This is a genomic window from Dickeya poaceiphila (assembly GCF_007858975.2).
Taxonomy (GTDB): Bacteria; Pseudomonadota; Gammaproteobacteria; order Enterobacterales; family Enterobacteriaceae; genus Dickeya; species Dickeya poaceiphila.
On the sequence record NZ_CP042220.2, the window covers coordinates 1,367,363 to 1,389,072 of the forward strand.

Here is a 21,710-nt window from a genome sequence, read left to right on the forward strand (position 1 = left end):
TGTTGAGAACTGAACCCGTTCAGGGAAGCCCTCTTCACTATGCTAAAATAGGCTATGGTTTGTCTGGGTACAAAGGGTTTTGCATGGAGAATACCCTTCATGGTGGTATGACGGCATGGTTGCATCATATGCTGCGTGGAGAGAAGAGAGAATGGTAGCGGACCCTTCAACGACAATTCGTTTTCTGATGGCATCGCGCCAGTGTGAGCTGAACAGCCTGCGTGGTTTGCTGCAAAGCGGCGAACTGGTGGGGCGCATCAGCCAACTGGTGCACATGTTGCAGCGTGAACGGGGGACTTCCAACCTGTTCCTGTGTTCAGACGGGCGGTTGTGTGCCGATGAATTGTCGCAACGCGAGCAGGACGTGCAACAGGCCGAGGCGTTGTTTATGGCGCAACTGGATGATTTGGCACAACGTGCCGGGTCGCTGCCGCAGGCCAGTCGATTGTTCAGCCGTGCCGCCAGCGTGGTGTATACCCTGGGATTATTGCCGTCGATGCGTCAGCAGATGCATCAGCGCGTCTTACCGCAGTCAGACATGATGACGGTGTTTAATGACATTATCCGCCATCTGTTGACGCTGGTATTTGAAGTGTCGGATACCGCGGCAGAGCCGGTCATTGCCCGTGCATTGGTGGCGATGTTCAGTTTTATGCAAGGCAAGGAACTGGCCGGGCAGGAGCGGGCGGTCGGCGCTGCCGCATTTGCCGCTGGTGAGTTTCCGGTCAACGTTCAGCAAACATTGCTGGATTTGATTGATCGTCAGGAGCGTTGTTTCGATACCTTCGCCAATTTTGCCGATGACGTCAGCCGCGAGCGGTGGCAATCGCTGGTGACCGACCGGGAGTTTGAGCGGTTACGCCGCGTCGCCTGTACCCGGTTACCGGAGAACTTGCCGCCGGAAGGTGGTCTGCAATGGTTTGCGCTGGCGACGGCACGCATCGACGCCATGAAGCAGATCGAAGATCGACTGGCGCAGGTGCTGATGCAGCTGTGCCGCGACCGCATTGCCGCCGCCGAGCAAGCCTGTCTTGATCAGCAGGCGGATGTCGCCGGCCTGATGGCGGCACAGCAGGGGGAAGACCACAGCTATTCGGTGTTTATCGCTTGCCCGGAGATGGAACAGAACAGTGCCGGGCAAGGCGGCTGGCTTAATAGCGACGGTGTGCGGCCACAACTGGGGCGTTCGTTGTTGTCGCTGGTGCAGCAGCAGGCGCGACGCTTGCAGGCATTGGACCATGAACTGGCGGCGATGCGGGCGACGCTGGATGAACGTCGTCAAATTGACCGGGCCAAAGGGTTGCTGATGCAACATCGTGGATTGAGCGAGGAAGAGGCTTACAAAACCCTGCGACGTATGGCGATGAACCAGAACAAAAAGCTCATTGAGATTGCTACCGCCATGCTGGCGGTGGCGGATGTTTTTCAGGATGCCCCCTTGCGATAACCCGCCATAACACATGCGCCGGGCGTGTATAACGAGTGCACATAAAGCGCACATAAACTGCACGCAAAATGTGCGTAATGTGCCTGATAACAGTGCAGCCGCGAGCGGTGATTGTGCCACAATGCGCAAGTCCGCAAGGGCGACTGACTGGTTTTTCAATCCATCGGATATCCCAGCTGAATTGATCCAGCTCAATATTCGCTGTGCCTCTGGCGAGCAAAATAGCCGCATGGGGACACGTCGGCTATCCGACGCGGCATAGATGCTTCACTCAATAGGCTGTCAGATGACAGAAATATCTGGCAGGTTGGCACATCCCTTGCTTCATCTCCGGTAACAATTTACTGCGACTTTTCCGTGCTAATGGCGGTATGGAAAAGCGCTGGGCAAAGGCGTCCATAAGCGTGCGATTCTCGCATGGCTTATGGACGCCTTTTTGTTTTTGCCGCCGGAATGGCGGGTTGCCGAGGTGTCGTTGATGAGTGATTCCACAACCGATAACAAAACCAGTAACCAAACGCAGGGGTTTTCTCGTCGCCAGTTTCTGGTGGGCAGTGCCGCGCTGGGTGGCGCCATGTTGCTGCCGGGAATGATGAGCCGAGCCTGGGCGGCGGGTTCGGACGTTCCGGAGAAGAAAGAGGTGCGTGTCGGCTTTATTCCGCTGACTGCGCGTCGGTGGTGATGGCGTCGGTCAAAGGGTTTGACAAGAAATACGGCATCACCATTGTGCCGAGTAAGGAAGCGAGCTGGGCCGCGGTACGTGACAAGCTGGTGTCCGGCGAACTGGATGCCGCCCACGTACTCTATGGGTTGTTGTACGGCTTGCAGGCCGGTGCGTCAGGGCCGCAGCACGATATGGCGGCGTTGATGACCATCAACAATAACGGCCAGGCGATCACCCTGTCCAATACGTTGCGTGACGCGGGCGTGAACGATGCAGCCAGTCTGAAAAAGTTCATATCAGCCAGTCCGGCGGGAACGTATACCTTCGCCCAGACGTTTCCCACCGGTACTCATGCCATGTGGCTTTATTACTGGTTAGGGGCCGCTGGCATCAACCCGTTTGATGACGTGCGCACCGTGGTAGTCCCCCCACCGCAGATGGTGGTGAACATGAAGATCGGCAACATGAGCGGTTTCTGCGTCGGCGAACCCTGGAACCAACGTGCGATTACCGATGGCCTTGGGTTTACCGCCGTGACGTCGCAGGCGATCTGGCCGGATCATCCGGAGAAAGTGCTCGGCGCCAGCGCCGCCTGGGTGAACGCCAATCCCAACACCGCTCGTGCCTTAACCGCAGCGGTACTGGAAGCTTCGCGCTGGATAGACAGCTCAGACGATAACCGGCGCGAAACCGCCCGCGTGATCGCCGGTCGCGCCTACGTCAACACCCAGGAGGAGACGATTATCGGTCGTATGTTGGGGCAATACGACAACGGCGCCGGTAAACGCTGGCAGGATGCGCACGCCATGCGCTTCTACCATGACGGCGAAGTGAACTTTCCGTATCTGTCGGACGGCATGTGGTTCCTCACCCAACACAAACGCTGGGGTCTGCTGACGCAGCAGCCGGATTATCAGGCGGTGGCCCGTCAGGTCAACCGCATCGATATCTACAAACAGGCGGCCAGTGCGGTCGGCAACGTGCCGCTGCCGTCCGGTGAGATGCGCAGCAGCGTATTGATTGACGGTAAGCGGTGGGACGGCAGCGATCCTGCCGGTTATGCCAACAGCTTCAGCGTCAGCGTGAAAAAGTAACGGAGAGCGACCATGAAAACGCAAGCCCAGATTCTTTCTATCGTGCCGGATGCTGAGCCGGAAAACGCGAGCGCTGCCGATGCTGTTGTTATCACGCTGCCTGAAACGGCAGCCGTGCCGCCGCCTGATGAACCGATGGTGGCGATGCCGCGACCCGTCTGGCGGCAGCGTCTGAGTTACTGGCTGTCGCGGGTGCTGCCGGGTGGTATCGGCATGGTTTTGCTGCTGGCAATCTGGCAGATAGCGGCGTTGAGCAGCAAAGGTTTCCCGACGCCGTGGCAGACCTGGCAGGCGGCGCAGACCATTTTTGCCGACCCGTTTTACGTGGCCGGCCCTAACGATCAGGGTATTGGCTGGAACGTGCTGGCATCGCTCAAGCGTGTCGGCATCGGTTTCGGACTGGCGGCGCTGGTGGGTATTCCCGCCGGTTTCCTGATTGGTCGTTTCCGGTTTATCGCGGCGATGTTCAATCCGCTTATTTCGCTGTTGCGTCCGGTCAGCCCACTGGCGTGGCTGCCCATCGGCCTGCTGCTGTTTCAGCGCGCCGAGCCGGCATCCAGCTGGACCATTTTCATCTGCTCCATCTGGCCGATGATCCTCAACACCGCCGAAGGGGTGCGCCAGATTCCGCAGGATTACCTCAATGTGGCGCGGGTGCTGAAGCTGTCCGAATTCACCATCATGCGCAAAATCCTGCTGCCTGCGGTGCTGCCGAGCGTGCTGACTGGGGTTCGGCTGTCTATCGGCATCGCCTGGCTGGTGATAGTGGCGGCGGAAATGCTGACCGGCGGTATCGGCATCGGCTTTTGGATCTGGAACGAGTGGAACAACCTCAATGTACCCAACATCATCATCGCTATTTTGGTGATTGGCGTGGTCGGGTTGTTACTTGAGCAAGGGCTGATGTTGCTGGCCAGACGTTTCAGCTATGAAACCCGGTAAGGAGAAATCGATGCGCAATCAACCAATTATCCGTATTCAGCAGGTTAGCCAGCAGTTTTCCACCGCCAGCGGTTCGTTTGTGGCGCTCAATAACGTGAGTTTCGATATTCATACCGGGGAAACCCTGAGCCTGATTGGGCACTCCGGCTGCGGCAAATCAACGCTGCTCAATCTGATTGCCGGGCTGACGCTGCCAACCCGCGGCGGCTTGCTGTGTGACAACCGTGAAATCGACGGACCGGGGCCGGAGCGGGCGGTGGTATTCCAGAACCATTCGCTGCTGCCGTGGTTGACCACGTACGACAACGTCGCACTGGCGGTGAAACAGGTGTTCCGCGGCCAGATGAGCAAGGCCGAAATGCATGAGTGGATTGTCCATAATCTGGAACTGGTGCACATGAGTCATGCGCTGAACAAACGCCCCAACGAGATTTCCGGCGGCATGAAACAGCGGGTGGGCATTGCTCGCGCGCTGGCGATGAAACCCAAGGTGTTGCTGATGGATGAGCCGTTCGGCGCGCTGGACGCGTTAACCCGTGCCCATTTGCAGGATGCGGTGATGGAAATTCAGCAGCGTCTGAACACCACTATCGTGCTGATCACCCATGACGTGGATGAAGCGGTGCTGCTTTCCGACCGGGTGCTGATGATGACCAACGGCCCGGCTGCCACGGTGGGGGAAATCATGGCGGTGGCGCTGGAACGTCCGCGCGCTCGTGTGGCGCTGGCGGATGACCCGCGTTACCACCACTACCGCCAGCAGGTGCTGCATTTCCTGTATGAGAAGCAGCCGCACGCGGCCTGACGGGAGAGAGCGATGATCGCGCATCTGGTCATTATCGGTAACGGCCTGTCCAGCGCCCGGCTGGTAAAAAAATTGGGACAACTGGCACCGCAACGCTACCGCATCACCCTTATCGACCGCGAACCACGTGCCGGCTATAACCGCGTGCTGCTCTCATCGGTGCTGGGGGGCGAGAAAACGTTTGAGGAAACGCAACTGGAGCCGGTGCCTGAGTCGATGGACTTCACCGTCCTGACCGGTGAGTCAGCCCTGCGTATCGACCGGGCCGCGCGGCAGGTGGTCACCAACCGCCGCCGTCTGGCCTATGACCACCTGGTGCTGGCGACGGGTTCCCGCCCGTTTATGCCGCCATTGCCGGGCATCAGTCTGCCGGGGGTAACCGGGTTTCGCACGCTGGATGATGTCGAGCGGATGTGGGCGGCGGTACGGCAAACGACGCCTATGGTGGTGATAGGTGGCGGGGTATTGGGGATTGAGGCCGCCGCCGCATTGCGCTTGCACGGTGCCGAGGTGACGTTAGTGCATCGCCACACCCGGCTGATGGAGCGCCAGCTTGACGATGTCGCCAGCGATTTACTGGCTACCCGGTTGCGAGAGCGTGGCATCCGTTGCCTGACCGGTGTGCAAATCCAGTCGCTGGAGGGGAGCGGACGGGTCGAGGCGGTGGCGCTGGCGGACGGTACACGCCTTCCTGCCGGTCTGGTGGTGGTGGCGACCGGTGTAGCGCCGGTATGTGAGCTGGCTCGCGACAGCGGCCTGCCGTGCCGGCGCGGCATTCTGGTGGATGGGCAGTTGCGTACCGAGGATGAGCATATCAGCGCGTTTGGCGAATGTGCTGAAGTGAACGGGGAAATAGTCGGGTTGGTGGCCCCTTGTCTGGCGCAGGCTGATGTGCTGGCCGCCAGGCTGGCGGGGCAGCCGGTGGCGGATTACGCGCCGACAGCACTCGCCACGCGCCTGAAAGTGACCGGGATTGATGTGGTGAGTGCAGGGGAACTGCACCCGCAACAGGGGGATCGACTCCACTCGCTGTCAGATCCGCTCAGTGGTCATTATCGCCGTTTGATATTCCGTGATGATCGGTTGTGCGGTGCGCTGCTGTTCGGTCATGTCAACGACAGTCCGCAACTGTTGGCGGCCATGGAGACCAGGCTGCCATCGGCACCGTCATCGCTTCTATTTGGTCTTTCTTTTCCTGAAATAGACAGTCGGCCTGAAGCCGTAAGGATTCCTGTCATGAGTAAACCCGTATTGGTGGTAGTGGGACACGGCATGGTCGGTCACCACTTTCTGGAGCAACTGGTGGAGCGCGGCCTGCACCAGCAGTATCACGTGGTGGTGTTCGGCGAAGAACGCTACCCGGCCTATGACCGGGTGCATTTGTCTGAGTATTTCGCCGGGCGCAGCGCCGAATCGCTGTCGATGGTCAGTGAAGGCTTTTTTGAGCAGACCGGTATTGAGCGGCGTACCGGCTATCAGGTGACGGCGATTGATCGCCAGCGCCGCTGTGTGCGCGACGCGAATGGTCAGGAAACGCCTTATGATCGGCTGGTGCTGGCAACCGGCTCCTATGCGTTTGTACCGCCAATCAAAGGCAATGATCGCCCCGGCTGTCTGGTTTATCGCACGTTGGATAATCTGGATGAGATTGCCGCCGAAGCACGCGAATCGCGCAGCGGCGTGGTGGTCGGCGGCGGCCTGCTGGGGCTGGAAGCGGCTAACGCACTGCGCCAACTGGGGCTGGAAACCCATGTGGTGGAGTTCGCGCCCCGGCTGATGGCGGTGCAACTGGATGATGGCGGTGCCCAGTTGCTCCGGCGCAAAATTGAAGCGTTGGGCCTGCATGTGCACACCAACAAAGAAACGCTCGCCATTACGGCAGGCGAGCAGGCGCGTCACCGCATGAATTTTGCCGATGGCACGTCGCTGGAAACCGATCTGGTGCTGTTTTCCGCCGGTATTCGCCCACGCGTTCGGCTGGCGAGTGAGGCCGGGCTGGAGATAGGCACGCGTGGCGGCATCGTGATTGACGATCATTGCCAGACCTCGGATGACGCTATCTTCGCCATCGGCGAGTGTGCGGTATGGCAAGGGCAGATTTTCGGACTGGTGGCGCCGGGCTACCAAATGGCGCGCACCGTCGCTGCACGGCTGGCCCAGTCGGTGCAGCAGGAACAGCAGCAACAGGCTTTTACCGGTGCTGACATGAGCACCAAGCTCAAGCTGCTAGGGGTGGATGTGGCTTCAATCGGTGATGCGCACGGCAACACCGAAGGCAGCCAGAGTTATCAGTGGAACGATGAACCGAATCAGGTTTACAAAAAAATCATTGTCTCGGCGGACGGCAAGCGGCTGCTGGGAGCGGTACTGGTTGGCGACAGCAGTGATTACAGCACGCTGTTGCAAATGAAACTCAACGACATGACCTTACCCGCGCACCCGGAAAGCCTGATTCTGCCTGCGCTGGACGGTGCTGCACCGAAAGGGCTGGGTGTGGCGGCATTGCCGGATAGCGCGCAGATCTGTTCCTGCCACAACGTCAGTAAAGCGGACATTTTCGCGGCGGTAGACAACGGCTGCACCGATCTGGCGTCGCTCAAAGCCTGCACCAGGGCCGGGACGGGGTGTGGCGGTTGTGTGCCGTTACTCAAGCAGGTGATGGAATACCGGTTGCAGCAGTCGGGCATCGAGGTAAAAAAAGACATCTGTGAGCATTTCGCTTGGTCGCGTCAGGAGCTGTACCACCTGATCCGCGTTAACCGCATCCGCAGTTTCGGTGAGTTGATCGCCCGTCATGGTCATGGCTTAGGGTGTGAAATTTGTAAGCCATTGGTGGGGTCGATGCTGGCGTCCTGCTGGAACGACTATGTACTGAAACCGGAACACGTGCCGTTGCAGGATACCAATGACCGCTTTCTGGCCAACATCCAAAAAGACGGTACCTACTCGGTGGTGCCGCGTATCCCCGGTGGGGAGATTACCCCTAAAGGCTTGATCGCCATCGGTCAGGTCGCGGAACGCTACCACCTGTACACCAAAATTACCGGTGGTCAGCGGGTTGATTTGTTCGGTGCGCGGCTGGAACAACTGCCTGCTATCTGGCAGGAATTGATCGATGCCGGCTTTGAAACCGGCCATGCCTACGGCAAGTCGCTGCGTACCGTGAAATCTTGCGTCGGTTCCACCTGGTGCCGCTATGGCGTGCAGGATTCCACCGGGCTGGCGATTGCACTGGAGCACCGTTACAAAGGGTTGCGCTCGCCGCACAAGCTCAAGATGGCGGTGTCCGGTTGTACTCGTGAGTGCGCCGAAGCGCAGGGTAAAGACATCGGTGTGATCGCCACCGACAAGGGGTGGAACCTGTATGTGTGCGGCAACGGCGGTATGAAACCGCGTCATGCCGACCTGTTCGCCAGCGATCTGGACACCGATACCCTGTTCCGGTTTATCGACCGCCTGCTGATGTTTTACATCCGTACCGCAGACCGGCTCCAGCGCACCAGTGTGTGGCTGGATAATCTGGACGGCGGGGTTGACTACCTGCGTCAGGTGGTGATCGACGACAGTCTGGGACTGGCCGCCGAGCTGGAAAATGAGATGCGCCACGTTATCGACAGTTACCAGTGTGAATGGCAAACCACGCTGGCGCATGACGAAAACCGGGCGCTGTTCCGCGCCTTCCTCAACAGCGACACCCCGGATGAAGCGGTGGTGATGGTGCCGGAACGCGGTCAGCCTCGACCAGCGCGTCCTGATGAGAAAAAACCGACGACGGTATCCGATGCGACTGATACAGAAGACTGGCAGTGCGTCGGTTTCCTCAGCGATATCCCGGCGAATGCGGGGATGGCGGCGCGAATCGGGCATCGGCAGGTGGCGTTGTTCCATCTCCCGGCGTCGCAACCGGGGCAGGCGGCACGCGTGTTCGCGCTCGATAATCTGGAGCCGGGCAGCGGCGCTAATGTGCTGTCGCGCGGTATTGTCGGCGACGTGGCGGGCGAGCCGGTGGTGATTTCGCCGTTATACAAAAAACGCCTGCGCTTGCGTGATGGCGTCAGTCCGGATGACAGTCAACTGCGCGTACGCGTTTGGCCGGTGCGCATCGTTCAGGATCGAATCTGGGTGGCTACTGAGCCGATGACGGTGGTGTCGGCCACTGTGGCGGAGGCGTTATGAACGGCTGTCGCACCACCTGTCCTTATTGTGGCGTAGGCTGCGGGGTGATTGCCACTGTGCAGCCGGACGGGAGGGTGACCATTGACGGTGATCGCCAGCACCCGGCCAATCGGGGGCGGTTGTGCGTCAAAGGCGCGGCGCTCGGCGACACACTGAGTCTACAAGGGCGGCTGTTGTGGCCGCTGGTTGACGGGCAGCGCGTCAGTTGGGAGCAGGCGCTGGACCGGGTTGCGCAGTCGCTCGGCGATACCATTGCGCAGCACGGTCCACAGGCGGTGGCGTTTTACGGTTCAGGGCAACTGCTGACCGAAGATTATTACGTCGCCAACAAGCTGATGAAAGGCTTTATCGGCAGCGCCAACATGGACACCAATTCCCGGCTGTGCATGGCCTCGGCAGTCATTGGCTACAAGCGGGCGCTGGGGGCCGATGCGGTGCCGGGTAACTACGAGGACATCGAACAGGCGGATCTGGTGGTGTTGGTCGGCTCCAATACTGCCTGGGCGCACCCGGTGGTGTATCAACGGTTGATGCAGGCGAAACAACAGCGTCCACATATGAGAGTTGTGGTGGTGGACCCGCGCCATACCGCCACCTGCGATGCGGCGGACTTACACCTGCCGCTGGCACCGGGTAGCGATGCCGGGTTGTTCAACGGACTGCTGCGCTGGCTGACGCAGCAGAACGCACCGTCGCCCGATGGGCTTTGCGGTGTGGAAGCGGCGTTGGCAGCCGCCGATGACTGGACGGTGGATCAGGTGGCGGCGTTCTGCCAGTTGGAGCCAGAGGACGTCGCCTGTTTCTATCGGTGGTTCAGCGAGAGCGATAAGGTAGTCACGCTCTATTCGCAAGGCATCAACCAGTCTGCTTCCGGCAGCGACAAATGCAACGCGATTATCAATGTACATCTGTTCAGCGGTCGTATTGGCCGGGCAGGGTGCGGACCGTTTTCGATTACCGGTCAGCCGAATGCGATGGGGGGCCGTGAAGTGGGCGGGCTGGCGAACCAACTGGCGGCGCACATGGGGTTCAGCCCACAGGAGGTGGCACGGGTCGGTCGCTTCTGGGGCAGTGATCGGGTGGCCTCGGCTCCAGGGCTGATGGCGGTGGATCTGTTCCGTGCGATTGAAGCCGGGCAGGTTAAAGCGGTGTGGATTATGGGCACCAACCCGGTGGTATCAATGCCGGAAGCAGACCGGGTGCGGCAGGCGTTGTTACGCTGCCCACTGGTGATTGTCTCTGATGTGATGCGACATACCGATACCACCGAATGCGCCGATATCCTGCTGCCGGCATTGGCGTGGGGAGAAAAGGACGGCACGGTGACTAATTCCGAACGGCGTATTTCCCGTCAACGTGCGTTTTTGCCAGCACCGGGCGAGGCGAAGGCCGACTGGTGGATGTTGTCGCAGGTCGCCACGCGTATGGGGTTTGGCGAGGTGTTTGATTACTGCCACCCGGCGCAAATTTTTCGTGAACATGCCGCGTTATCCGGATTTGAGAATCAGGGGCAGCGTGCCTTCAACATCAGCGCGCTGGCGACGCTCAGTGATGAGCAATGGCAACAACTTGTCCCAGTGCAGTGGCCGGTGACCACGCAGGCCGATGGCGGTACCGCACGGTTATATACCGATGGCCGTTGCTGGCATCCGGACGGTAAGGCGCGGTTACTGGCAATCATCCCGCAATTGCCGGTCAACCCACCGTCCCCGGCGTATCCACTGGTGCTCAACACCGGGCGGGTGCGTGACCAGTGGCATACTATGACCCGCACCGGCAAGGCGGCGCGCCTGATGCAGCATCTGTCGGAACCCTATTGCGACCTGCATCCGCAGGATGCACTACATGCCGGTGTGCACGATGGCGAACTGGTTCGCATCAGTGCGGAATCAGGCTGGATGCTGGTGCGGGCGCAAGTCCAGCGCGGCCAGCAGCGTGGCAGTATTTTTGTTCCCATGCACTGGAACCGGCAATTCAGCGCACAGGCGCGTGTCGATAGTCTGGTGGCAGCGGTGACCGACCCTTACTCCGGCCAGCCGGAAAGTAAACAGGCGCGGGTGCGTATCCAGCGCTGGCCCGCCGTCTGGTTCGGCGAGCTGTTTGTGCGCGGTGACGTGGCAGCACCAGACAGCGGCTACTGGAGTCGGATTACGGCTGACGGCGTATCGCATTACGTGATTGCCGACGAGCGCACGCCAGAACACTGGCTCGACTGGCTGATCCGGCAATATGATCTGCGCGGCGTTGAATTTCAGCAGGCTCAGGGGGGCGACCGGCTGTTTCATGCGATTGGCTGGCGAGATTCCCAGATCGCTGTGGCGCTCTATGTGGGTGTGCATCGTCCGCAACTGGCGCGTGAGGCGGTGCTGGCGGCGTTTGCCTCGCCACCGCAGCAGATATCGGATCGACTGGCGCTGCTGGCCGGTTGTGCGCCGCAGGGCGACGTGCCGCAAGGCGCAACCATTTGTAGCTGCTTTGCGGTCGGCGAGCAACGCATTATCGACGCTATCCGTCAGGGTTGCCACAGCGTGGCGCAACTGGGTGAACAGCTACAATGCGGGACTAACTGTGGTTCCTGCGTACCGGAACTGAAGGCGTTGCTGCAACAGTATGCGACGCCAGACACATTACGCCGGGCGGGCTGAGCCGCGTCCGGATTAAGGAGTAACAACATGAACCCTACTCTGAATACGCTGATGGCGCAGGGCCATCAACGCCAGCCGTTGCTGGCAGGCGATGTCTGGCTGGTGGGTGCCGGTCCGGGCGATGCCGAATTACTGACTATCAAGGCGCTGCGAGTGATTCAGCAGGCGGATGTGGTGGTGCATGACCGGCTGGTTTCCGCCGATATTATGGCGTTGGTGCAGCCGGAGACTTTGCGCATCGATGTCGGCAAGCAGCAGGACAACCACGCACTGCCGCAACCGCAAATCAATCAACTGTTGATGGAACTGGCGCAAGCCGGGCAGCGCGTCGTGCGCTTAAAAGGCGGTGATCCGTTTATTTTCGGGCGTGGCGGTGAGGAAATGGATTACCTGCATCAACAGGGTGTGCGTTGCCATGTGGTACCGGGGATTACCGCCGCGACCGGCTGTGCGGCGGCGGTAGGGTTGCCGCTGACGCACCGGGATTGTGCTCAGTCGGTGCGGTTTATTACCGGTCATGCCCATGACGGTGAGCCGCAACTGGACTGGGAAACGCTTGGCGCAGGCCAGCAAACGCTGGTGTTCTATATGGGGCTGAGTCATGCCAGCCGCCTGTGCCAGAAATTGATTGCTCATGGCCTGCCGGCAAGTACGCCGTTAGCGATTATTGAACGCGGCACCCAGCCGGAACAGCGTTTGCTGACGGCCACGCTGGCTACCTTGCCCACGCTAATGGCGCGTTATCAGCCGCAGTCGCCCAGCCTGCTGGTGGTGGGGGAGGTGGTGCGTTTCTGTCGCTATCCAGCGTTGACGGTTGCCGCCGAGGCGATGAGGAAGGTGGGGACGGTAGCGGCGTGATCGACTGCCGCCCGATGGCAGGCGGCAGCCTGATGAAAGGCGGCGTTATCTTCTGAGGCCAATCTCATCGACAAGCGCACTCATTTGATCGGCAATCAGAACGGTAATTTTGTCATCTTTCAGGTTGCCCTGATCGTCAAAACCGCCGGCAAAGGCGTTGGCGAAGACTTCCGGCTTGTTCAGCGGATGAAGATTCAGATAGATGCAAACCTGGCGCAAATGGTACTGCGCCCGCGAGCTGCCCATGCCGCCAGCGGCCCCCATCAGCGCCGCCGGTTTACCGCTCAGAATGGTGGCATCCGGCAGGCGGGATAACCAGTCCAGAATATTTTTCAGCGCCGGTGCTATTGAATAGTTATATTCGGTGCAGGCGAACACAAAGCCATCCGCCTCATTGGCCTGACGGGCGATGCGTTGCACAGATTCCGGTACCTCAGTCAAATCAGCGTTATAAAACGGTACATCCAGCAGGTCGGCAATTTCCAGCGTGGCATAAGCGGGCAGTACCGACTGCGCGGCACGCAACAATCCCCGGTTGGCAGAGGCTTTACGCAGGCTGCCTGAGATACCTAACAGTTTGATGTGATTCATGGTGTTTGTCCTTATTGGTATGAGAAAGAAAATCACCAGGATAACGTCGGCGCCCACTGCGTCTGCGTTTTTCCCTGACTCGTCATAGCATAGAGCGTGGGGGGGAAAATGCCATTAGCCTGACTGAAGGATTATCACTGGGTTATCGCTGCGTACTTTTGATTTACAGCAGATTCGGTATCAAACGTTAGTGGAAATACATTAGTTCAACTATAGTCGCCCTCTTTTCATGAGATTGCCTGCAACAAGGCCCACATCGTTTGATGTGGGCCTTGTTGCTTTAGCGTCGTTCAGTATGCGCAGCAGTGGAATGCGGCCGTTATTGCACCCGTACATCGAAACCGGGGAAATATTGCTTCGCCAGTTTCTCGACGGTGCCGTCGTCTTTCACGTGTTTGATAGCCTTGTCCAGTTCGGCTTTCAATGCTTCATCGCCTTTGCGCAGGCCAAAGCCGATGCCGCTGCCCAGAATTGAGGTGTCTTCCACCGGACCGCCGATAAAGGCGAAACCTTTGCCTTCCGGCTTATCCAGGAAACCGGACTGGCCTGCTACTGCCAATGTGCGGCAGCATAGCCAGAAGCTGTCAGCAGGCGCGGGTTTGCTGGATCTTTTTACACATGATTCGGAGTTCTTCATAAGGGATTGCTGTTATGTCTGGTGCGCTTAGTCTGGTTGGTGATTGAACCGAGCATAACAATTCTTACCGAGTTCCCTTCAGTTATCTGCTATTAGGTGAGATTATGTAGATATTTCATTTTAAAGAAATTCTATCAGTGAATTAATAAAAATTAATATTTATTAATGGGGGTTGTTAAAAATGATGATTTCATATATCTGAGTAAATAATCAGACATTCACATGATAAAAGTAAGAAAAAACAATTAGATATGGTGTTTTTTTTATTCTTGGTGAAACAGCTAATAATAACAAAATAAATCTAATTCTTCTGTTTTTAAGGAAATTTTGTTTGATCAGTAAATGTTGTATGTGTAATTATCTTTTTCCCCATCCTGGCGAGGATGGCCATACATAATTAGGGATGACTATGAATGTAAATGTTGCAAAAACTCTGCAATCAGAAGAGCAGGTTTTCACCACTATTAGTGGAGATTCTGTTGATGAGTTAGTGAAAAATGGTTCTCACTACCGGTGAGAGAATTTCATCCAGAGCTGGAAATGCACTACAAGCTTATGGCGTAAATTATGTTCTTAAGGATCCAGGAAATCGCTTGCATAACATTAGAGCTGGTGCCATAAGGTATTTATCTCGAGAGTATTTGGCTTATTTTAGTGGTAGTCTGAGGGCTAAGGATGGTCTGGCAAAAGCATCTAAATTCTGGATGACGCTTGTTGACGAAAATGGGAATGTCAATTCAAATTATGGATATTATGTGTTTTATGAGCCGGTTGAAGGTTATGGCAACCAATACAATTGGGTGAAAAATGTACTTATAAAAAATAAAGATTCCCGCCGCGCTATTATAAACATCAATCAAAATTATCATAAATCAGACACTAAGGATTTTCCTTGTACTATCGGCATGCAGTTCTATATCAAGAATGACACATTACATTGTGAAACCATTTCACGAAGCACGGATGTAATTACGGGTCTTCCCTATGATATGGGCTTTTTCTCATTTATCCATGAGTTGATATGGAAAGACCTGAGAGAGAGTGGGATGGATAAACTCAAGCTAGGCATAACAGTAATGAAAACTACATTCACACAAATCTATGATAAGACTTTAAATAAAGCGACAGAAGTGGCGGAATGTAGTGAAATAAAACCGTTTTCTGAAAAAATGCCTCAGATAGAATCAGCAGAAGAAACGTTGTCGGATATATTATCTGGTGCCGCTAATACCAATGTTATGAAATGGATTTATAAACATGCAGAATAAACACGTGACACTTCTATTGGCTTCTGATAATGAAGCAAAAATTTCATCAGTAAGGAATACATGTTCTTTTATTTTTGAGAATTTCACACTTAAACATAAAAGTGTTGAATCAGGCGTCAGTGAAACACCGCAAAGCGATGATGAGGCAATTAGTGGTTGTCAAACTAGAATTAAAAATATTGAATTAGTACAGGATAGTTATGTTGATTATATTATTGCTCTTGAAGGGTTGACGGAAAAAACATCATTTGGAAATTTTGTATATGGATGGGCAGTTATTAAAGATGTTGTCACATCGGAACTCTATTATGGTTGCAGTGGGAAAGTAATGCTTCCTGCTATTGTAGCAGAAAAAATCGATAAAAAATCAAGCTTTCAGATATCATTCTGGGGTTGAATCCAGAGATATCTCAATCAGATATAGATAAAGTAGGAACTAATGGTGTGCTAACAGGAGGTTTATATACAAGAGTCGATGAATTCGAGACAGCACTAAAATGTGCATTTGGCTCTTTAGTGGCTCATAAGGATTTTTCATATGGTAAAAATAGTAATTTTTGATTTGGACGATACATTGGTCAGCCATAAAGCAGGGGCTGACTCTGCTTTAAAAGCAGTAACAGACTGGATCGTCAAGTATCAATATGCTAAGGCGAATAGCGATTTCAGTGCGTTTCGAGAATTTTTTTATAAGAAAAATCAATATCTATGGGAGGATTTTGTATTAGGAAGCATTGAGATGAAAATGATTTTTGATAAAAGGTTTGAATATATATTTGACTGGTTTGATATTAAATTACTAAAGCATAAGAAGTTAATTGAAGGTATTTACTGGGATGATTATTTCAGTAATTGTTCTTTAACAAGAGATTGGGTTCCTTTATTAAGTGAGTTAAGTGAAAAATTGCCATTGATAATCTGTAGTAATGGTATGGATAAGGTTCAGATCAAAAAATTAGAGAATAAAAATATAAAAAAATATTTTAAAAGTCTCTATTTTGGTAAGTCTTACCCGGAGTGTAAGCCAAATAAGGTTTTTTTTATAAGATATTAGATGAATATGCCCTGAGACCTAAAGATGCTCTTATGATAGGAGACAGTATTTCAAATGATATTCGTCCCTGTCAAGAGCTAGGGATGCAGACATTACATTATTCTGAAAAAATTTCATTCGATAAGTTCAAAAAGGATATGTTGGGGTTTATTAATGGATGATAAATTAATTTTTAAAGAGATAAAATATTTAAATTCAGAAGATATGTGTTTTGAAGTAGGGGATATTCGGATAAGAAACGACAGGATTGTAGAAGTTGGTCCTAATCTGGATGTTCATGATGAGGAAGTAGTCTTGCTAAACGGCGGTCATATTATACTGCCCGGATTGATAAATGCACATCTTCATCCTAGCAAGGAAGTTTATGGTAGCCTATTAGACTCATCCCCCATTGATAAGGTATTAGACACCGTACATAAAAATAATGAGCTTGAAGATCCAGAAGGTCAGTATATATCATCAATAAAATCAATCGGATGTGCTTTAAGAAAAGGAGTTACTTCATTCGGGATTTTTACTAGCCGAATCGAAAGTGATTACCGGGCTGTCACTGAAGTGGGAGTTCGCTGTGTTATCAATTTTTGTCAAAGTAACTATTGGGCTGGAAGTGGTAAAAGCCCGAAAAATAAATCAATAGATACTATCTCAAGTGAGTATTTTTTAGCAGAGAAACTTTACCAAAACGATTTAGTGAATATCACACCAGCAACTGCTTCAGAATTATCTGCTGACGACTTATTATTAGTCATGCTTCATGACATTGCGATAAAGCGTAGCAGGAGGTTTACCTTACACATAAATGAAGGAAGTCACCAGGTAAACGCACATATCAATATGTATTCTAAAAGTGGTATTGAGCGGTTACATGAGTTGGGGGTGCTTGATCATAACACTACGCTTATTCATGCTAGTTATCTGAGTGACAGAGAGATAGAAATAATAAAAGAATCAAAATGTAGTCTTGTGCATTGTCCGGTCAGTAACAGTTTCGTAGGGGCCGGAACCATGCCCGCGAAAAAGTTTTCATCAACAAACCACATTGGCCTTGGTACGGATGCAGCGATGGTTAATCCAGTCAATGATCTGACGTTTGATGCGCTTTTTTCATTATATCATCATGGTGATAGTGAATTTATCAATAAAATTGATGCCAAATCAGTTCTTCATATGATTACTTTTGGCGGTGCAGAGGCCCTTGGATTGAAAGATACAGGAAAAATTCAATCAGGATTCAAAGCTGACTTGATAATTTATAAAGAAAATGAAATGGATAATGAATATATTAATACACCAGTTTCAATACTCAAAATGATCAATAAAGAAAATCCCTGTCATGTATTAATTGATGGTGATTTTGTTATTAAAGAAAATTGCTTTAAAAATATAAAAATTATCGATAGTGTAAAAGAGTATTCCTCAATAAGAAATAGGGTTAAGCTATGAAGAGAGTAGCATTTATGTTCTCTGGCCGTGGAAGTTTGCTGTCCACTGTCAGGCAGGCTATTTTAGATTCCAAAGTCACGGCTGAATTAAGTCTTGTTATTACAAATAATGCTGATTTCTCAGCTACAGGGAATGCTGCGTTTGATGGTGTTTCTATTGCTAAAATAGACCATCGTGACTTTAATGATCGTAGTGGTTTCGAAAAGGCGATTACAGAAAAAATTAATAATTCCGGTATAGATCTAATAATATTAGGAGGTTTTAGAAGAATTTTTTCTCCTAAATTTGTGAAAGATTTTGGTAGTAAAACGATGAATGCCCACCCATCTTTGCTACCAGCTTTCCCTGGTGATAAGGCTCAACTTAAGGCGTTGCAGGGGGGACTGCGCATTACAGGTGCAACACTTCACTTTATTAATGAAGAAGTTGATGCTGGTCCTATAATTGATCAGGAGGCTGTGAGAATTTTAAATGGGACTACTGAGTCTGAGCTAAAAGAGCTAATTATTTTTGCCGAGAGAAAGATGATCTATCGTGCAGTTTGTGCTTTTCTGGAGTCCAGGTTATCTATTCACGATAACAAAGTTGTCTATGAAGGATATTCTGATGTATAGAATAAAGAACGATATCGTTGCCGCTAGTTGTGTTGCCAGCATTCTATTTCTGGCTATTGTCAGTTTAGGGCTTTCGCTGGCAGTATTGCCTCTGTTTGTAAGTAAATATCTTGAGTATTCACCATTCTATATCGGATTAGTTGTTGCAGCTGAGTCAATTGCTACTCTGGCATCCAGAGCTTATGCAGGTAGATACTCAGATCGAAATGGGCCCAAAAAAGGCATGGTATTTGGGCTGAGTTTAACTATTATTGCGGGGTTGATGGTTTTTATTGTTTTCTATCTCGATAACCCGGGTGTATTTTCGTATATTATTATAATTCTTTCTCGACTTATTATGGGTGGGGGGGAAAGTCTAATCTTTACCTGTAGCGGTACATGGCCGATAGGCCTTGTCGGCAGAGAGCATGCAGGAAAAATAATGTCTTGGGTCGGTATTGCCATGTTCCTTGGACTGGCTATTGGGAATTATGCTGGTATATGGTCATATTACAATATAGGTATCATGCTTTCTGCATTTTTTATGACAATCCTTCCTGTATTGGGATTTATAATTGTAATGATTGTCAGGCCTGTTATTTTTCATCCCGAAAGCAATCAGCCGACTCTTTTTTTTGCTGTTAAGAGAATTTGGAAGGCGGGATCTGGTTTTTCTCTGGCAAATATTGGCTATGCCTCAGTAACTACTTTTTTAGTTCTTTATTTTATTGAAAGTGGATGGTCTGTATATAGTGCATTTGCCCTATCGTTGTTCGGTATTGGATATGTGCTATCTCGTCTTACATTAGGCTGGAAAGCCGATTCTTGCGGGTTAAAGATGACACTGTTTTCCCTTGCTATCGAGGCATCTGGATTGCTTTTGATTGCCATATCATCTCACGCTTATATCGCAATGGCAGGGTCTTTCCTTACCGGATTTGGTTTATCGATGGTATATCCTTTGCTCGCTTTGCCAGCCTTAAAAAGTATGCCAGAAGAGAATATTGGGCTTGCGTTGAGTACCTATGAGTCATGCTTTGATATCGGCATATTACTGGCTGGATTGATTGGTGGCACAATCGTTTCAATCTTTGGTTATTCTGGGATTTATTTTTTTTCATTTTTATGTTGTATACTGGCATCGTTTTCCACTGTAATGGCATACCGGCAATTAAAACATACTGGAAGGATGGTAAACCATCAAGCAGCTCTCGAGTAATATATTGCCAGTTGTGAAAAACTGGCTGGTCTGATAAATAATCAGAGCTTGCTGGCGTAGGAATGTGTAAGGGTTTTTTATCGCTATCATTAATACCAAGACCCGTATCTCTGGAGCGGGTCTTGGTTGTTTGATGTTGTACTGTTCAGAACATGCAGTAGTGATAACAGTCGTTATTGCACCCGTACATCGAAACCGGGGAAATATTGTTTCGCCAGTTTCTCGACGGTGCCGTCGTCTTTCACGTGTTTGATAGCCTTGTCCAGTTCGGCTTTCAAGGCTTCATCACCTTTACGCAGGCCAAAACCGATGCCGCTGCCCAGAATCGAGCTGTCTTCCACCGGACCGCCGATAAAGGCGAAACCTTTGCCTTCCGGCTTATCCAGGAAACCGGACTGGCCTGCCGCCGCCATCACCAGCGTACCGTCCAGACGGCCTGCTGCCAGGTCGTCGTATGCCAGATTCTGATCTTTGTAGCTTGTCACTGTCACGCCTTTCGGCTCCCAGTGCGCCTTGGCATACACTTCCTGAATCGAACCCTGCAACACACCGATATTCTTGCCTTTCAGCGCTTCTGCCGTCGGTGCCAGACCAGTATCCGGTTTGCCAACTAATTGGGTAGGAATACGGTAGATAGGCTGAGTGAAATCAATCGCTTCTTTGCGCTTTTCCGTGATGTTCATCGCGGAGTTGATGGCATCGAACTTTTTGGCTTGCAGTGCCGGGATCAGGGCATCAAAGGAGGTCTCGACCCAGTTGCATTTGAAATTGCCGGCTTTACAGATGGCGTTGCCCAGATCGATATCGAATCCTTCCAGTTGGCCTTTGGCGTTTTTGCTTTCAAACGGCGGGTATTCCGCTTCCAGACCAAAACGCAGTTCGGTTTGCGCCAGCGCAGCAGTAGAGGACAGTAACCCTAGTGACAACATCAGTATGCTTAATTTTTTCATAGCGGGAACGATCTCCGGTAAATCAATGAGTAGTGTGCAAATCGTCATCATCAAACAGCATTACCATCAGGTACAGATCAGGTGCAACCACCTTCATCGGCAGGTGATGGTCGGTTAACGCCTTGTGCCTGTCACCTGGCACAACGCTTTTGCACCGGCCAGTAGCGTAGCGTCATCTTTAGAAAACGACAGGCGAATCAATTTATTATCAGTACCATCGGTGTAAAACGCTGATAGCGGAATGGTCGCTACACCGTGGTCGACGATCAGTCGCTTGACCATGTCGCTGTCGCTTTCATCACTGAAGTGCGCGAAGCTCGCCAGCATGAAGAACGAACCGGCGGAGGGCAGCAGTTCAAAGGGGCTGCCCTGCAACGCCTGCGTTAACAGATCGCGTTTTTGTTGATAGAACTGCCCCAACGACAGATAGGTAGCGGGGTCTGCCATGTACTCGGCAAAGGCATATTGCATCGGCGTGTCGGCAGAGAACATCATAAACTGGTGGATTTTGAGGATCTCATCCATCAGCGCCGCCGGGGCCAGACAATAACCGACGCGCCAGCCGGTGACGTGAAAGGTTTTGCCAAACGATGAGACGATGACGCTGCGTGCTGCCAGTTCGCTGTGGGTCGCCATGCTGTGATGCTGTTGTCCGTCAAACACCACATGTTCGTAGACTTCGTCGGACAGGATCACGATATCGGTGTTACGCGTCAGACGGGCCAGTTGCGCCAGATCGTCGGTGCTTAACACCTGACCGCTCGGATTATGGGGCGAGTTGAGGATAATCATACGAGTACGTGGCGTGATAGCCGCCTGCACCTCGTCCCAGTTGATGGAAAAGTCCGGTACAGCGAGTTTCAGCGCGACCGGCATCGCACCCTGTAACCGTACAATCGGCGCGTAGCTGTCAAACGACGGTTCGAAATAAATCACCTCGTCACCGGGGTGTACTAACGCAGAAATAGCGGAGTACAGTCCTTCGCTGGCACTGGCGGTGATAGTGACCTCTTGCCCGGCGTCATAGTGTTGCCCGTACAAGCGCCGGACTTTTTCTGCCACCACCTCTTTTAGCGATACCAGTCCGGACATGGGGGCGTATTGATTATGGCCTTCGGTCATGGCGCGCGTCACCCCGGCGATCAACTCAGGGGAGCACGGGAAGCTGGGGGCACCTTGCGACAGATTGATGGCATTATGCTGGCTGGATAACTGACCAATGACGGTAAAAATGGTTGTCCCTACATCCGGTAATTTGGAACTGAACCGCACTGGGGTGTGAATCGGCATATGTGATCTCCGAGGGTTGCCGTTAATACGCAGT

The 21,710-nt window shown here is 52.7% G+C and carries 17 protein-coding genes and 2 pseudogenes; 15 read left to right on the forward strand and 4 right to left on the reverse strand.

What is annotated here, in order from left to right; translation table 11 throughout:
- The first annotated feature begins 151 nt into the window (after positions 1 to 151).
- The 8 genes and pseudogenes from Dpoa569_RS05960 (at position 152) to cobA (ending at position 12,631) form a co-directional block, all read left to right on the forward strand.
- A complete protein-coding gene (locus tag Dpoa569_RS05960) occupies positions 152 to 1,447 on the forward strand; it encodes a nitrate regulatory protein (RefSeq protein WP_146411150.1) in 1,296 nt (431 codons plus the stop codon).
- Positions 1,448 to 1,568: 121 nt separating this feature from the next.
- A complete protein-coding gene (locus Dpoa569_RS19415) occupies positions 1,569 to 1,709 on the forward strand; it encodes a hypothetical protein (RefSeq protein ID WP_173023996.1) in 141 nt (46 codons plus the stop codon).
- 216 nt (positions 1,710 to 1,925) lie between these two features.
- Positions 1,926 to 3,205: pseudogene (locus Dpoa569_RS05965) on the forward strand (ABC transporter substrate-binding protein).
- A 12-nt stretch (positions 3,206 to 3,217) separates the two neighbouring features.
- On the forward strand, positions 3,218 to 4,147 hold the full coding sequence (gene ntrB, locus Dpoa569_RS05970; protein ID WP_042871689.1) for a nitrate ABC transporter permease: 930 nt from the start codon (positions 3,218 to 3,220) through the stop codon (positions 4,145 to 4,147).
- A 10-nt stretch (positions 4,148 to 4,157) separates the two neighbouring features.
- Positions 4,158 to 4,952 carry an ABC transporter ATP-binding protein gene (locus tag Dpoa569_RS05975; protein ID WP_042871687.1) on the forward strand — a complete coding sequence of 265 codons (795 nt, stop codon included), beginning with the start codon at positions 4,158 to 4,160 and terminating at the stop codon, positions 4,950 to 4,952.
- 12 nt (positions 4,953 to 4,964) lie between these two features.
- On the forward strand, positions 4,965 to 9,128 hold the full coding sequence (gene nirB / locus Dpoa569_RS05980) for a nitrite reductase large subunit NirB (RefSeq protein WP_146411153.1): 4,164 nt from the start codon (positions 4,965 to 4,967) through the stop codon (positions 9,126 to 9,128).
- Complete coding sequence (locus Dpoa569_RS05985) at positions 9,125 to 11,773, forward strand: nitrate reductase (RefSeq protein WP_042871685.1); 2,649 nt, start codon at positions 9,125 to 9,127, stop codon at positions 11,771 to 11,773. Before nirB ends, Dpoa569_RS05985 begins: the two co-directional genes overlap by 4 nt.
- A gap of 27 nt (positions 11,774 to 11,800) precedes the next feature.
- A complete protein-coding gene (cobA, locus tag Dpoa569_RS05990) occupies positions 11,801 to 12,631 on the forward strand; it encodes a uroporphyrinogen-III C-methyltransferase (RefSeq protein WP_042871684.1) in 831 nt (276 codons plus the stop codon).
- Between the two features lie 45 nt (positions 12,632 to 12,676).
- Here cobA and Dpoa569_RS05995 read toward each other — a convergent pair whose 3' ends face one another.
- A complete protein-coding gene (locus Dpoa569_RS05995; protein WP_042871682.1) occupies positions 12,677 to 13,222 on the reverse strand; it encodes an NADPH-dependent FMN reductase in 546 nt (181 codons plus the stop codon).
- Between the two features lie 319 nt (positions 13,223 to 13,541).
- Positions 13,542 to 13,781: pseudogene (locus Dpoa569_RS06000) on the reverse strand (transporter substrate-binding domain-containing protein); the annotation flags it as partial.
- A 575-nt stretch (positions 13,782 to 14,356) separates the two neighbouring features.
- On the opposite strand from Dpoa569_RS06000, the gene Dpoa569_RS06005 reads away from it, so the two are divergent.
- From Dpoa569_RS06005 to Dpoa569_RS06035, 7 genes are all read left to right on the forward strand, one after another.
- Positions 14,357 to 15,127, forward strand: a complete 771-nt coding sequence (locus tag Dpoa569_RS06005; protein WP_201765200.1) for a thymidylate synthase — start codon at positions 14,357 to 14,359, stop codon at positions 15,125 to 15,127.
- Entirely contained in the window at positions 15,117 to 15,524 is a 408-nt protein-coding gene (locus tag Dpoa569_RS06010) for a DUF84 family protein (RefSeq protein ID WP_050569484.1), read from the forward strand. The genes Dpoa569_RS06005 and Dpoa569_RS06010 overlap by 11 nt, the downstream gene beginning before the upstream one ends.
- A 141-nt stretch (positions 15,525 to 15,665) precedes the next feature.
- A complete protein-coding gene (locus Dpoa569_RS06015) occupies positions 15,666 to 16,181 on the forward strand; it encodes an HAD family hydrolase (RefSeq protein WP_042871678.1) in 516 nt (171 codons plus the stop codon).
- Between the two features lie 32 nt (positions 16,182 to 16,213).
- Entirely contained in the window at positions 16,214 to 16,342 is a 129-nt protein-coding gene (locus Dpoa569_RS19785; RefSeq protein WP_227983134.1) for a hypothetical protein, read from the forward strand.
- Positions 16,335 to 17,624 carry an amidohydrolase family protein gene (locus Dpoa569_RS06025; RefSeq protein WP_050569483.1) on the forward strand — a complete coding sequence of 430 codons (1,290 nt, stop codon included), beginning with the start codon at positions 16,335 to 16,337 and terminating at the stop codon, positions 17,622 to 17,624. The genes Dpoa569_RS19785 and Dpoa569_RS06025 overlap by 8 nt, the downstream gene beginning before the upstream one ends.
- On the forward strand, positions 17,621 to 18,238 hold the full coding sequence (purN, locus tag Dpoa569_RS06030; RefSeq protein ID WP_042871676.1) for a phosphoribosylglycinamide formyltransferase: 618 nt from the start codon (positions 17,621 to 17,623) through the stop codon (positions 18,236 to 18,238). Before Dpoa569_RS06025 ends, purN begins: the two co-directional genes overlap by 4 nt.
- Entirely contained in the window at positions 18,231 to 19,436 is a 1,206-nt protein-coding gene (locus tag Dpoa569_RS06035; protein ID WP_042871673.1) for an MFS transporter, read from the forward strand. The genes purN and Dpoa569_RS06035 overlap by 8 nt, the downstream gene beginning before the upstream one ends.
- Before the next feature lie 173 nt (positions 19,437 to 19,609).
- Here the strand turns inward: Dpoa569_RS06035 and Dpoa569_RS06040 are convergent, their stop codons facing one another.
- Both Dpoa569_RS06040 and Dpoa569_RS06045 read right to left on the reverse strand, forming a co-directional pair.
- On the reverse strand, positions 19,610 to 20,386 hold the full coding sequence (locus Dpoa569_RS06040; RefSeq protein WP_042871671.1) for a transporter substrate-binding domain-containing protein: 777 nt from the start codon (positions 20,384 to 20,386) through the stop codon (positions 19,610 to 19,612).
- A gap of 114 nt (positions 20,387 to 20,500) precedes the next feature.
- A complete protein-coding gene (locus tag Dpoa569_RS06045; protein ID WP_042871669.1) occupies positions 20,501 to 21,676 on the reverse strand; it encodes a pyridoxal phosphate-dependent aminotransferase in 1,176 nt (391 codons plus the stop codon).
- Positions 21,677 to 21,710 lie beyond the last annotated feature (34 nt).

What these genes read in the sequence shown, in the direction of transcription:
- Dpoa569_RS05960 (WP_146411150.1), top strand. Translation starts at nt 152, where the DNA reads ATGGTAGCGGACCCTTCAACGACAATTCGTTTTCTGATGGCATCGCGC.
- Dpoa569_RS19415 (WP_173023996.1), top strand. Translation starts at nt 1,569, where the DNA reads ATGCGCAAGTCCGCAAGGGCGACTGACTGGTTTTTCAATCCATCGGAT.
- ntrB (WP_042871689.1), top strand. Translation starts at nt 3,218, where the DNA reads ATGAAAACGCAAGCCCAGATTCTTTCTATCGTGCCGGATGCTGAGCCG.
- Dpoa569_RS05975 (WP_042871687.1), top strand. Translation starts at nt 4,158, where the DNA reads ATGCGCAATCAACCAATTATCCGTATTCAGCAGGTTAGCCAGCAGTTT.
- nirB (WP_146411153.1), top strand. Translation starts at nt 4,965, where the DNA reads ATGATCGCGCATCTGGTCATTATCGGTAACGGCCTGTCCAGCGCCCGG.
- Dpoa569_RS05985 (WP_042871685.1), top strand. Translation starts at nt 9,125, where the DNA reads ATGAACGGCTGTCGCACCACCTGTCCTTATTGTGGCGTAGGCTGCGGG.
- cobA (WP_042871684.1), top strand. Translation starts at nt 11,801, where the DNA reads ATGAACCCTACTCTGAATACGCTGATGGCGCAGGGCCATCAACGCCAG.
- Dpoa569_RS05995 (WP_042871682.1), bottom strand. Translation starts at nt 13,222, where the DNA reads ATGAATCACATCAAACTGTTAGGTATCTCAGGCAGCCTGCGTAAAGCC.
- Dpoa569_RS06005 (WP_201765200.1), top strand. Translation starts at nt 14,357, where the DNA reads ATGGTTCTCACTACCGGTGAGAGAATTTCATCCAGAGCTGGAAATGCA.
- Dpoa569_RS06010 (WP_050569484.1), top strand. Translation starts at nt 15,117, where the DNA reads ATGCAGAATAAACACGTGACACTTCTATTGGCTTCTGATAATGAAGCA.
- Dpoa569_RS06015 (WP_042871678.1), top strand. Translation starts at nt 15,666, where the DNA reads ATGGTAAAAATAGTAATTTTTGATTTGGACGATACATTGGTCAGCCAT.
- Dpoa569_RS19785 (WP_227983134.1), top strand. Translation starts at nt 16,214, where the DNA reads ATGATAGGAGACAGTATTTCAAATGATATTCGTCCCTGTCAAGAGCTA.
- Dpoa569_RS06025 (WP_050569483.1), top strand. Translation starts at nt 16,335, where the DNA reads ATGGATGATAAATTAATTTTTAAAGAGATAAAATATTTAAATTCAGAA.
- purN (WP_042871676.1), top strand. Translation starts at nt 17,621, where the DNA reads ATGAAGAGAGTAGCATTTATGTTCTCTGGCCGTGGAAGTTTGCTGTCC.
- Dpoa569_RS06035 (WP_042871673.1), top strand. Translation starts at nt 18,231, where the DNA reads ATGTATAGAATAAAGAACGATATCGTTGCCGCTAGTTGTGTTGCCAGC.
- Dpoa569_RS06040 (WP_042871671.1), bottom strand. Translation starts at nt 20,386, where the DNA reads ATGAAAAAATTAAGCATACTGATGTTGTCACTAGGGTTACTGTCCTCT.
- Dpoa569_RS06045 (WP_042871669.1), bottom strand. Translation starts at nt 21,676, where the DNA reads ATGCCGATTCACACCCCAGTGCGGTTCAGTTCCAAATTACCGGATGTA.